The 12,276-nt window shown below is 57.2% G+C and carries 6 protein-coding genes and 2 pseudogenes; 1 reads left to right on the top strand and 7 read right to left on the bottom strand.

The window, feature by feature from the left end; translation table 11 throughout:
• Positions 1 to 2: 2 nt before the first annotated feature.
• Both AC58P5_RS16175 and AC58P5_RS16170 read right to left on the bottom strand, forming a co-directional pair.
• Positions 3 to 320, bottom strand: a complete 318-nt coding sequence (locus tag AC58P5_RS16175) for a cupin domain-containing protein (RefSeq protein ID WP_497388181.1) — start codon at positions 318 to 320, stop codon at positions 3 to 5.
• A 96-nt stretch (positions 321 to 416) separates the two neighbouring features.
• Positions 417 to 2,720: a heparinase II/III domain-containing protein gene (locus AC58P5_RS16170; RefSeq protein ID WP_497388179.1), complete on the bottom strand. Its 2,304-nt coding sequence runs from the start codon at positions 2,718 to 2,720 to the stop codon at positions 417 to 419.
• A gap of 251 nt (positions 2,721 to 2,971) precedes the next feature.
• Here AC58P5_RS16170 and AC58P5_RS16165 point away from each other — a divergent pair, with 251 nt between their 5' ends.
• Complete coding sequence (locus AC58P5_RS16165) at positions 2,972 to 5,740, top strand: discoidin domain-containing protein (RefSeq protein ID WP_497388177.1); 2,769 nt, start codon at positions 2,972 to 2,974, stop codon at positions 5,738 to 5,740.
• A gap of 290 nt (positions 5,741 to 6,030) precedes the next feature.
• Here AC58P5_RS16165 and AC58P5_RS16160 read toward each other — a convergent pair whose 3' ends face one another.
• The 5 genes and pseudogenes from AC58P5_RS16160 to glgA all read right to left on the bottom strand — a co-directional run.
• Complete coding sequence (locus AC58P5_RS16160) at positions 6,031 to 6,483, bottom strand: DUF4362 domain-containing protein (RefSeq protein ID WP_497388175.1); 453 nt, start codon at positions 6,481 to 6,483, stop codon at positions 6,031 to 6,033.
• Between the two features lie 100 nt (positions 6,484 to 6,583).
• Positions 6,584 to 7,201, bottom strand: coding sequence for an NUDIX hydrolase (locus AC58P5_RS16155; protein WP_497388173.1), 618 nt, complete (start codon positions 7,199 to 7,201; stop codon positions 6,584 to 6,586).
• Positions 7,202 to 7,333: 132 nt separating this feature from the next.
• Complete coding sequence (locus AC58P5_RS16150) at positions 7,334 to 8,587, bottom strand: hypothetical protein (RefSeq protein WP_497388171.1); 1,254 nt, start codon at positions 8,585 to 8,587, stop codon at positions 7,334 to 7,336.
• A 269-nt stretch (positions 8,588 to 8,856) separates the two neighbouring features.
• Positions 8,857 to 10,545: pseudogene (locus AC58P5_RS16145) on the bottom strand (glycoside hydrolase family 13 protein); the annotation flags it as partial.
• Positions 10,546 to 10,776: 231 nt separating this feature from the next.
• Positions 10,777 to 12,198: pseudogene (gene glgA / locus AC58P5_RS16140) on the bottom strand (glycogen synthase GlgA); the annotation flags it as partial.
• Positions 12,199 to 12,276: the final 78 nt, after the last annotated feature.

The raw sequence follows: 12,276 nt of genomic DNA, 5'->3' as shown, positions 1-12,276 counted from the left end.
TATTAACGTTTCACGAGATCTTCCCGGACCGGCGTAAAGCAGTCCAGCAGAATACTGGCTTCCAGCGCTTTCGCACCGTGTTTGGCATGAGGGGGAATGCAGATCGTTTCTCCCGCTCCGATGATCTTTTTTACACCGTCGATCGTGAACTCCATCCGCCCTTTCATGCAGTAAGACAGCTGCTCGTGCGGGTGGGCGTGCTCGTACCCCTCCGCCCCCGGCTCGAAATGGACTTCCATCAGCATCAGCGACTCTCCCGGCTGCATGATTTTGCGCTTGACTCCGGGCTCCGCGTCTTCCCATACGTTAATATTGCTCATCGTGTGATTCCTCCTTGTATACGTTTCAACTCAGCTCCTGCTTACGGTCGCCGGATAATGCCTGCAGTCCTTCCCGGCACCCGGCGTGACCCTATTCTAGAAAGCTTTCTGCACGTCGATTTTCCGTGTCTTCCCGTTATCCGTAAAATATAGCGAAAACACGAAGCCCTGGTCGTCCATAAAATAAGATACATAGCGGTCCTCTTCCCCCGGTTTTTTCGGGACGAGAAGCGTCACGAGACGGTGGGAAGCCGCCGGAGGCGATTCCGCCTTCAAATGCCACTGACGGGGAAGGCCCTCGATCTCCTTCTCGTCCACGCCGGAGAATTCATTGCTCTGGGAAAGCGTCAGCTCGCCCGACGAGCAGAATACGAAGCGTCCCTCCAGCGAAGCTTTTTTCCCGGTCACCCGGAAGGACTGCTCCTGCAAATCCATCTCGTACATGGCATGGTACAGCCATTCGATTTTACCGGGGCGGTTCAGGTCGACGGAATCCACCACAACGAAATAGCTGTTGTCCACAAAATAAATCTCCCGCTCCACCCGCTTCGCGTAAGGCACCTGCACCAGATAAGCGGCGGTCACGTCCATCTTCACATAACTTCCGTTTTTGTCCCGTTTCGCTTCCGCAACCGTACCCGAGGATGCCATATTAAGGGATTTGTCCGTGTCCGCATACTGCCCGGCTCCGTCGATCAGTAGGCTGTTTTTGGAAACCGTCTGCCTCCGCCAATTGCGGTGCATCGTGCTGTTAAACGCGACATAATACCCGGTCTCCACCGCCAGCGCTTCCCCGAACGCATGGATATAGAAGGCGCCCTGGTCCGCATGGCTGTGGCTCACGGAACCGTACTTGCTGGCCTTCGTCAGCAGCATGATCTGCTCGCCGGGGTCGTCCATCCGGTGATGCATCGCCACCCAGCCGACATCGCGGAACCATTTCAGCTCCGCCGCATCCGAAGGCGCTTCCGCCTGAATCTGCGGGTACGCCTGCCGGTACACGAGCTCGTCGAAGCGGAAATCCCACCAGCCGTGATTGTGGAACAGCTTGGCCGCTTCCGGGTCCATCTCTTTGATCCGCTCGTAGTACCACTGGTATCGGCCGTTGCCCGTTACACCCGCCAGATGGCGCATATTGTAGCCCGTTTTGGTGCCGAATCTCCCGCCCAGGCTTGAATTGTCCCCGAAAGTCGTGCGCGTGGAAGCGTTGGGATTGTAGACATACAGCGGAAAATCCCCGGTTTTGTGAAAAAAGGGCCGGTCGAACAAGTTCAGCTTCGTACAGCCGCGAATCCATTCGATCGCTTCCAGCAGCGCCGCCATTCCGGTCGTCCAGTAATGGGGACCCTCCGCCCATCCGCCGTCCTCTCCGCCCCACGGAGTGTACAAGGTCCAGAAATACTCCAGTGTGTAATGAAGCCACTCTTCGGCTTCCGGTTCTTCATGCAGAAGCGAGATGCAGCACGGCGTGAGCACAGACGACAGCGATCGGACCGCATGGCTGTCGTAGGGCACCTGGTGAATCTTGGACCGCCGGATCGCATGGACCGCCACCTGCAGGGTCCGGGCGACCAGGCTCCGCTTCACCCGCTCTTTCTCTTCGGCATCCAGCTCACCGTGCAGCCAGTCGTAGCCCCAGGCGAGAGCGCCCGCTAGGCGGAAAGCGGATTCGTCGTTGTAGTCGCGGCCCGTCGGACCATCCGGGTCCCAGGAAGCTGCGGCCAGCAGCCACCCTTTCGCCCGGTCGAGCAGACGGGAGTCGTCCAGCACCTTTCCCGCTATGCTGAGGTGACGGATCGCGTACAGCATTTCCTGACAGGTGACGTAAGATTGCCTCCAGAGCTCCACCGTCCGCTTGTTCCCCGGATACGGCTCGGGTTCCGCATGCGGCTCCCGCTCCGCCCAGGGCAGGACCGATAGCTCATAGAACAGCTTCCAGCCGGTTCCTTCGGGGTCGGTAGCGACTTGATCGCGGTAGCGAGCTATCCCCTCTTCGCCCTGCAGCCATAACCGGGGCCTCGCGCAACCGCTTTCCTTAAAGCGTTCGCCTCTTTCCGGCAGCGGAGTTTCGGGCAGATTTTCCGGTATCGAAAATGAACGCGCGACGCTCCATTCGGAGGCCCGTTTATCGCTTTCGTACAGCGCATACCGCCAATAATACGTGCCGGGCGCGAAACTTTTTTCCGGCGTAAAAAAATTATAGGGAACCGGAGCATACGTCCGGGAAAACCCTGCGGAGAAATCGTCCCGTCCGGATATTTCCAGCACATAACAATCTTTCTCGAGCCTGGCGGGAATCCACGTGAAGCGGGGCGGATTCTCGATCACCTTCGTCTGTTCGTCCGGCCCGTACTGAACCGTCAGCACGCCGCTGCGGGGTTGGTACAAAGATTTGCTCATCTCATCGTTCCCTCCGGTGGTCAGCCATTTTGCTGCAGCTTACGATCTATACCAGCTTTCATTGTCCTCTGTATCCAGTATAAAAGTGTTTGCCGCCGGCCTGAATAGAGTCAATTAAGATCGAGTTGTGCTTTTTTACGATTGCGGGGGCATGGGCAACTCCTTAAAAAAAACCATATTTTTCTAAAGCGCCTCTCTGCTATAGTGAAGGTGTTTTAAACCATTCTTACGAAGGTGAGGTGTTTCGGAACATGAAAGCCGTTTCCGCCAAGTCAAAAAAGCTACTGGTCGTCTTGACCGCCGCTCTCGTGCTGCCGCAGCCTCTGGCATTGACGTCACGGGCCCAGGCTCAGGAGCAGGAGCAGCAGACCGTGCAAACCGCGGTGCCGACAGCCGTCCAGGCAGCGGGCCTGACAGCGTCGGCCAGCTCCGAAGTAAGCGGCCGGGAAGCATCCAAAGCCGTCGACGGAGACGCTGCGACTTACTGGCAGCCGTCCGGCGCCGACCGCGAGGACATGAATGTGTGGCTCTCGGTCGACCTGGGTCAGAGCACGCCCGTCAACAAAGCCTTGATTTCGCTTAACCGGGCGGATAATCTGGCCTCGTATACCATCCAGTATTCGTCCGACGGCATAACGTGGAGTACCGCCTACTCCCGGAACCAATCGCTGAGCAAAAATGAGAACGCTTTCTTCGAAGAGGTTACGGCCCGCTATTTCCGCCTTAATCTGACCCTCGGCAAAAACCTGAATGTAAATGTGTTCGAATTTCAGCTTACGAAGGATGTGAATAGTGAAAATCCCGTGCCTAGCGACCTCAAACGTATCTATTTCGTAAACGACAACGGTCAGGAAGTTCCGCTTAACGGAGAACTGACCCTTCAGAAAGACGCCGTGAAAACATTAACCGTGAAAGGCGTCACCTCTTCCGGCAGCATCGTCCCTCTGCCCGGCACGGCGGTTAGCTGGATTTCCGCCGCCAAAAGCATCGAAATCAGTTCCGCCGGAGTAGTCAAGGCACTCAAAACCGGCGCTTCGATGGTCTATGCGGAAGTCACCGTAAACGGCGTAAAAATCAAATCCCCCGACTTCTGGGTGGTCGTGGAAGATCCGGCCGAATTCGAAGGAGAAGCGTTCATCGCCGGGACGGGCTTGTCCCATCCTACGCTCCGCACCGAAATCGGCCAGCCCGCGATTCTCGCAGCCGGCGAAGCCCTTCCCGCCCTCGGAGTCCGTGCTAACACGGCTCTGACGCTTAGCGGGGAAGTTCGCCTGAACGGCAGTCCCGCTGCGGGGATAACGGTACCGGTCACCGCTTTTGACAAAGGCCAGCGGAAAACGGTGCAATTGGCCGGTCAGACCGCAGGCCCCGGACAATACGACATCCGGCTTACCTTCTCGTCGCCCGGCAACCCGGATTACTACGATACGTTCTCGTTCACCGTGCCGGACGAAACGAAAGCCGCCGGGACGCAGAGCAGCATCGCCTATCTGAACAAGGACGGGCAGATGACGTATGTCCCGGATTTTAAAGGCAACCGGATTCTCGATTTTTCCGGCAGCGGCTATAAAGGCGGCGGGGTCCCGATCCCGAATGTCCAGGCGAAAGCAGCCGTCTCACCCGGAGAGGGCGACGACACCCGCCGCATCCAGGACGCGATAGACGCGGTATCGCGGATGCCGGTCGGTCCCGACGGCTTCCGGGGCGCCGTTCTGCTGACGAAAGGCCGATTCGATGTGTCTGGCACGCTGAAAATTACCGCCAGCGGAGTCGTCCTCCGGGGTGAAGGCCAGGATGCAGACGGCACGGTTATTCTCGGAACGGGCGCCACGGCCCGCAACCTCGTCGAAATCGGCGGCGCTACCGGCGTTGTGACGGATACCGCCTCGAAAACGGCGATTACGGACCTGTACGTCCCTTCCGGCGCTTCTTCTTTCCACGTGGCGGATGCAAGCGCCTATCAAGCCGGAGACAAGGTCGTCGTCCGCCGGATCGGCAACGACCGGTTTATCCATGAAATCGGAATGGATCATATTTTTATGCGGCCGGGGCAGGGGGGCACGCAGCAGTGGAGCGCGTTCAACCTCGATTTTGACCGGACGATTCTTAAGGTGGAAGGAAACCGGATCACTCTCGATGTGCCCCTGGCTAGTTCCATCGATCTGAAGTGGGGCGGCGGCGAGCTGTATAAATACAGCGATACGGGACGGATCGAGCAGGTCGGCGTGGAAAACATGCGCGTTGACTCCGAGTTCGACAAAAGCGTGATCGATACCACCATGGATAACGGAAAAACGGACCCGTACTATGCCGATGAGAAACATGCGGAACGGTTCGTCGTGTTCAACAGCGTGAAGAACGGTTGGCTGCGCGAAGTGACCACGTCCCATCTCTCCTATGCCACGGCGCTGGTCGGCCGTCAGGCGAAATGGATCACCGTCCAGGACACGACGACGCTGGACATGGTCAGTATCATCACGGGCGGCCGCAGATACGCCATTCACTTCCAGGGCCAGCAGAGCCTCGCCCAGCGCAATCACGTCGAAACGTCCCGCCACGCTTTCGTCGTAGACAGCCGGGTGCAGGGACCTAACGTTTTCCTGGACGGAACCACGGACAAGAACTTCAACACAAGCGAGCCGCACCACAAATGGTCGGTAGGCGGCTTGTACGACAATATCCAAGCACCGATTTCCATACGCGACCGGGCATGGCTCGGAAGCGGTCACGGCTGGGCGGGCGCGAACTACGTGACGTGGAACACGGAAGGCGCGCTTACCTCGCAGCAGCCCCCGACCGCGCAGAACTACGCCATCGGCCATGTCGGGACCACGGTGCCCGGACTCGTGCCGAGCACCTATGATCCGAGACCGCGCAGCGAAGCGTTCTGGGAATCCACCGGGGCGCACGTGACGCCGGTCAGCCTTTACAAGCAGCAGCTTCTGGAGAGAAAAGGCCCGGATGCGCTGCAAAATAGTTCCCGGCTTCCGCTCGCGTCCGGCTCCCTTAATCAGCCGTAACGCAGCCCTTCTTCGCAGTAGCCGTGCAGCGGCCTGCTGAGCATAAGCACCGGCGGCCGTGCAGCCGCAGGCCGGTGCCGCCTGCCGGGCCGGGACGGGCAGCGGTAAACCCGGTGCCCGTCCCGGCCCGGCAGGCGGCCGTCAGAACGCCCCTGCGTGAACGACAAAAAGCAGCCGTATCGCTACGGCTGCTTTTTCATGTACGAAAATATCCCCCGCCCGACATAAACGGTATCATTCCGAAATAGAAGTCAGCGCTCTCTTGCGTGACCCGGAAAGCTCGCCTCCGTCTAATGCTCCCTATTCTTGTCAATTTCCAGAATCGGCAGCTTGTCATCCTGCATGCCGCCGCACTTGCCTAACTGGAGTATATACCGCTCGGAGGTTTCGATTTTTTCGACGGCAGCGCACGTATACGATTGCTTCTGTTTCGATGAGCTGTATACGTCTCTGGTATTGTCTACCGTCCATACGATTGCCGTCCCGTCCGTATGCACATCGTGAATCCAAGGGCCGCTGTCAATTGTAGGTGAGACCACCATCATATAATCTCCCTGTGCCCGGTTAAAGCGGTCTACGAACTCGTCCAGCCGGTTCAAATCTTGCTGATCGAGATTAACAAGAATGTCAGCGTTCGCTTGAACCTTGGCAGGTTGGAACCAATTCGCCTTGACCGCAACAAAAGGCATAAATCCGATAAGAAAAGCTGCACTTATAAAAACGATCGCAAGCTTTTTGTTCATGTGATTGAACCACCCCGCTTCCCGAATTCGATCAAGTCCGCTTCCATTCTGATGCTGCTCCCCGCCCGGTTTGGTGTCGCACGATGCTTCCGCATGTCCTCTAGTCCAGCAAAACCGGTCTGCCGGGATCCTCGGCCATCTCGAACATGGTGAGCAGCTGAGCCGCCGTATTTCTCTCCGCCGACAACTCGGGCAGCTCCTCTTTTGCGAAAAAAGCCGCCTCGCTCGTTTCGATCCCTCCTTGAAGCTCGCCCCCCGTAATGGTGCAGAGCACAAAAAATTTGTACACATGATACGGGGATTCCGGATGATCGTGAAATTTTTTATCGAATACGGCCAGCAGCCTGTCCGCTTTCACTTCCAGTCCGGCCTCCTCTTTGACCTCCTTCACGGCCACTTCCGAAGGCGACAGCCCGATATCCGCCCAGCCTCCCGGCAGCGCCCAGGCCCCGTCCAGCTTTTCCCGCACAAGCACGAGCTTGCCCTCCCGGAAAACAACCGCGCGGATGTCCACTTTCGGGGTGGCGTATCCGGTTTCGTTCGCGAAAAGATCCCGGATTTTCTCACGATGAAGGTCCGTATACTCGCTCATGATCTCCAGGCTCAAATCCCGGAGCATCTCATACCGTTCCAGATCGTACACGTCCTTGCTGTAGGTCAGCCCGATTTGCGAGATCGCTTGTATCTGCTTGGCCCATTCCAGCCATTTGGCGCTCATGTTGTTGTCCCTCCTTCTTGTATCGTTGATCTAGCAAAAAAAGACGAGCACCGGGTTATCAGGTGTCGTCTCGCAAGTAGGTCTATTTTAGCATGGCAGCTCTTCAAATAAAAATGAACCTTTCGTTCCGCTTTACCCGGAAACCGCTGTATTCATTTCCGGCTCTGCAGGCTGTTTGGCGGGTTCTTCGGCATCATTCTCGGGAATCCACCAGTCGTCCCAGGTACCGTGAACGTGATACCAGGTTATCCCTTCGGGAGACGTCCACTTTTCGAAAGCTTTGACGGTCTGCGGGGCAAAAAAACCCTTCATGTTGTGGATGCGGCTCCAGTCCGGATACTTGTACGTTGCCGAACGCGGAGTGAGCAACACGTCTTCGTCTGCCGGAATAATGCCGGCAGGCCGCACTTTAAGCGCCAGCCCGGGATTGACCCATAACGCTTCGGATTCCGTACGGATGTGCACCCACTCAAGCTCTCCGTCTTTCCACGTTTCAAAAGCGTCGTAACTGCCCGGAGCAACCCCGGCAAACTCTTCATTCTCGTAATAAGTAGGCTTGCCGAACCCTTTTCCGCCGGTCGGTAGCTCCACTTTCCCGGTCGTTTCCTGGACGCCTGCCAGCTCACCCTCGGGTAAAATCCAGCGTTCCCCTTCCGGAAGGGAAACTTTATACCAGGTCGGACTGCCGTCACCGATCGTAGGCGGAAGCTCCCACAAGGCCGTCACCGGATACCTCCCGGGTTTCAGCGATCCCGTTTTGGCCGAACCCGTGTAAGGCAGCTCGAAGCTGTCCGTATCTTTGAAAAGGTCGACGGTAGTGGAGACCGCTTTTTCCTGAACGGCTTCCTTATAAAAGCTGTCGTAGATCCACTTGTCTCCCAGCCATGTCTGAATGCGGGTAAATTTTACCGTCTGTGGAGGCCCGAAGTCCGCTCCATCCCATTCGAGCGTTCCCGTGACATTTACCTGCTGCGGGGAAATGACCGTTCCGCTGGCCGATTCCTGCAGAGGCTCGTCGTACAGCTCCTGCTTATCCACCAGAGTGATCGTCCCGGTTTCTGCCTTGTACTTGCCGGGAATGACCGTTTCCGGATCGGCTTTGATCCATTTCTCCCCCTGCCATGTTTCTATAAGGTATCCCTTTTCTTCCGGATTCTCGGCCGTGTCCCACTGGCTGTCTCTCTTCGCAATATGGACGGTCTGAAGAGGAGCGAGGCTGCCCGCAGGCTTGGTGAACGTTTCGTCTTCGTACAAAATCGTCTCCCGGATCAGCGTCACGTCCCACGGAACGTTTATCATCATAGCCTTCGCCCGGACTGGAGCCAGAATGGAGGCGGAACTTGCGAGCAGCAGAAAAGCCGCACCAGTCATCAGCCACTTTTTCAACGGTATTCCTCCTCCTTCAATGGATATTTATCCAGAACATTCTTAAGAATCTTGAAAATGGCCGGATGCCCCGTGCGCCACAACCCGCTTGTTCATCCCGGGTGGCGCGGCTTGAGGCAAGCCTTAATCGACGCGATTGCGCTCATGGAACACGCGATCTATGCGAATCCCCTCCACCTTTTTCTGTTAAAAAGCACCTGAAACCGCCGAGGTCTCAGATGCTTTCAACAGGATGCGGAAGCGGTTTACGCAGAGTAGCAAGGCGCCTCCTAGACAGCCTTCAGCAGATAGACCCTGGCTTCATAGGGACGAAGCCGAAGCTCCGCGTCCAGACCGCTCGTCTCGCTTCCTTCCCCAACGGGGTAGTTGGCGATCAGCAGCTCACCGCCGCCTCCCGCCAGAAGCGGGTAAGGGCTCGCAAAGGAAGCCGTTTCTCCGGTAAAGTTCAGCAGGACGAACAGCCTGTCGTTTCCGAGCGTGCGGGTATACGCGTAAATGCGCTCGTCTTCCTCGGCCACAATCTCATAGCTGCCGTACACGATCACCGGATGAATTTTGCGGAGCGCGATCAGCTTCCGGTAATAATGAAAAATGGAGTCCGTATCGGCCAAGGCCGCTTCCGCGTTAATCTCCGTATAGTTCGGATTGACGCAAAGCCACGGCGTTCCGGTCGTAAAGCCGGCGTTCTCCTCCGCGCTCCACTGCATGGGAGTCCGGGCGTTATCCCGCCCTTTGACGCGGATCGCGTTCATGACCTCGTCGTGATTGCCGCCGCCTTCCGTAACGCGTTCGCGGTACATGTTCAGCGTTTCGACGTCCCGGCAATCCTCAATCCCTTTGAACGGTACGTTCGTCATGCCGAGCTCTTCGCCCTGGTAAATGTAAGGCGTCCCTTGCAGCGTATGAAGGAACGTCGCCAGCATTTTGGCCGATTCGACGCGGTATTCGCCGTCGTTGCCGAACCGGGAAACCATTCTCGGCTGATCATGGTTGTTCAGGTACAAGCTGTTCCATGCGCGTCCGTGCAGACCCGTCTGCCAGCGGCCGATCGTCGCTTTCAAATCCTTCAGCTTCCAGGCGCACGGGTCCCACTTGCCGCCCCAGCCGCTGTCCAGCTCCATATGCTCGAATTGGAACACCATGTTGAGCTCGGTGCCGTCCTCATTCGCATAACGCGCCGCGTCGTCGGGGGTGACGCCCGGTGTTTCGCCGACCGTCATGATGTCGTAACGGGAAAGCACCTTTTCGTTCATCTCCCGCAAAAACTCGTGAACCCTCGGACCGTTCATAAAATAGTCCCCGCCCCACGCATACCGGTCTCCGCCTGCGCTGGGAAGCCCTTCTGTTTTGGAAATCATGTTGATGACGTCCATGCGGAACCCGTCGATTCCCTTATCCAGCCACCATGTCATCATGTCGTAGATTTCCTCGCGCACTTTTGGGTTCTCCCAGTTCAAATCCGGCTGCTTGCGGCTGAACAAATGTAGGTAGTACTCGCCGGTTTGCTCGTCATACTCCCATGCGGGACCGCTGAAGATGCTCGTCCAGTTGTTCGGTTCCTGTCCGTCTCGGCCCGGCCTCCAAATATAATAATCCCGGTAGTGATTCTCTTTGGACGAACGGGATGCCAGGAACCAGGCATGTTCGTCCGACGAATGGTTCACGACGAGATCCATAATAAGCTTCATGCCTCGGACGTGCACTTCCGCGAGCAGCTTTTCCCAGTCGGCCATCGTTCCGAAGTCGTCCATAATCCCGCGGTAATCGCTGATATCGTAGCCGTTATCGTCATTCGGCGATTGATAGACCGGAGACAGCCAAATGACGTCGACACCGAGCTCCTTTAAATAATCCAGCTTCGAAATGATTCCCGGAATGTCTCCGATTCCGTCTCCGTTGCTGTCTTTAAAGCTGCGCGGATAAATCTGGTAGACGACGCTCTCTTTCCACCAGGCTCTGCCTCCGGGAACCTCGCCGCCGTCGTCTTCTCCCGCCTCGCCGACGGAAGCGGACTTCGGTCCGGAGGAGGTCCGGCCGCTCGCCGTTACCGGAGCCGCTTCCCTCAGCTGTGCCGCATGAGCCGCAGCGACCCGGAGCTGGGCTTCCTGTTCGCCGCGCCGCCGCGCCGCCTCCTGCCAGGCTCTCTGGCGCTCTTTCGCTCCATCCGCCGCCTCCCGGATGAGTTCCTGATACAGCGACTTGTACTGCAGAGCCGATTTTTTCCAGCTGAAATCGGTCTTCTTGATATTCGCCATCAAGTTGCGCCAGGCGTCTTGGTCATGGAGATAGAAATGCACGGCACGTCTGACCGTATGCAGCATATCGTGAGCGTTATACGAGTTGAAGCTGAAGCCCGTGCCTTCGCCGGTAAACTCATTGTAAGGCTCCACCGTATCTTTCAAGCCGCCCGTCTCGCGGACGATCGGCACCGTCCGGTAACGCATCGCGATGAGCTGTCCGATTCCACAGGGCTCGAAGAGCGACGGCATTAGGAAGAGGTCCGAGCCGGCGTATACCTGACGGGCAAGCCCGTCGTCGAAGGCGATGTACGCGGCCAGCTTGTCGGGATGCTGAGCCGCCGCCTCGCGGAACAGCTGCTCGTATTCGTGATCTCCGGTTCCCACGATCACCCACTGGGCATCCAGGGACAGCAGCTCCGGCAGCACGTGACGGATCAAATCGATCCCCTTCTGCTGCACCAGCCGGGTCACGAGCGAAATAACCGGCACGTCGTCGCGGACCGGCAGTCCCAGCCGCTGCTGAAGGTGCGTTTTATTCAGCCGCTTTTTGGACAAGGAGTCCCGGTACGTGACAGCCAGATGGGAGTCGGTCATCGGATTAAAAAGATCGTAGTCGATGCCGTTGACGATGCCCAAGGTCGCCGCGCTGCGGTAGCGGAGCAGGCTGTCCATATGCTCACCGAAGAACGGCGTGCGGATCTCCTCCGCGTAAGTCGGGCTTACCACCGTAATGCGGTCGGAATACAGCAGTCCGCCTTTCAGGAAGCTGCCGCCGTCGTACATTTCGAGCTGCTCCCCGTTGAAATAGCCGGCGTCCAGACCGAACAGATCCATCATCGTCTCTTTGGAGAAAAGCCCCTGGTAACGCAGGTTGTGTATCGTAATGACCGTTTTGATATCTTCATAGAACGGATAGTACGGGCTGTACTGCGCTTTGAGCAAAACCGGAATCATGCCCGCCTGCCAGTCGTGGCAGTGAATCACATCGGGTTTGAAACCCAGGTGCGGAAGCGAGTCGATTACGGCCCGGCAGTAAAACGCGAATCTTTCCGCATCGTCGCCGTATCCGTAATGCCCGCTTCTGCGGAAATAAAACTCGTTGTCCACGAAATAAAACGTGACGCCTTCGTGTTCCAGGGTTTGTATGCCGCAATACTGCGAGCGCCAGCCCATATTTACGCGGAACGTGACGAGGTTCGCCGTCTCCATCTTGTCTTTGAATACTTGGGGAATCTCGTCATATTTGGGCAGAATGACCCGGACATCCGCTCCGTTGCGTTTAAGTTCTTTGGGCAGGGACCCGATTACATCTCCCAGTCCGCCCGTCTTGGCGAAAGGCGCCGCTTCCGAAGCCGCAAACAAAATGTTCATGCACGTCTCCACTCCCGTCTTCTAAGTTTCTTCTACATTTCTATTTGAAAAAGCCAAACCGGAAGCGCTCGCGGCGTC

This window comes from Paenibacillus sp. JT31N7 (assembly GCF_059692095.1).
Note: the sequence above shows the minus strand (reverse complement) of the source record. Positions and strands in the feature narration are given on the sequence as shown.

Coding starts and splice junctions, on each gene's coding strand:
- AC58P5_RS16160 (WP_497388175.1), bottom strand. CDS start 6,483: ATGAACAAAAAGCTTGCGATCGTTTTTATAAGTGCAGCTTTTCTTATC.
- AC58P5_RS16170 (WP_497388179.1), bottom strand. CDS start 2,720: ATGAGCAAATCTTTGTACCAACCCCGCAGCGGCGTGCTGACGGTTCAG.
- AC58P5_RS16155 (WP_497388173.1), bottom strand. CDS start 7,201: ATGAGCGCCAAATGGCTGGAATGGGCCAAGCAGATACAAGCGATCTCG.
- AC58P5_RS16175 (WP_497388181.1), bottom strand. CDS start 320: ATGAGCAATATTAACGTATGGGAAGACGCGGAGCCCGGAGTCAAGCGC.
- AC58P5_RS16165 (WP_497388177.1), top strand. CDS start 2,972: ATGAAAGCCGTTTCCGCCAAGTCAAAAAAGCTACTGGTCGTCTTGACC.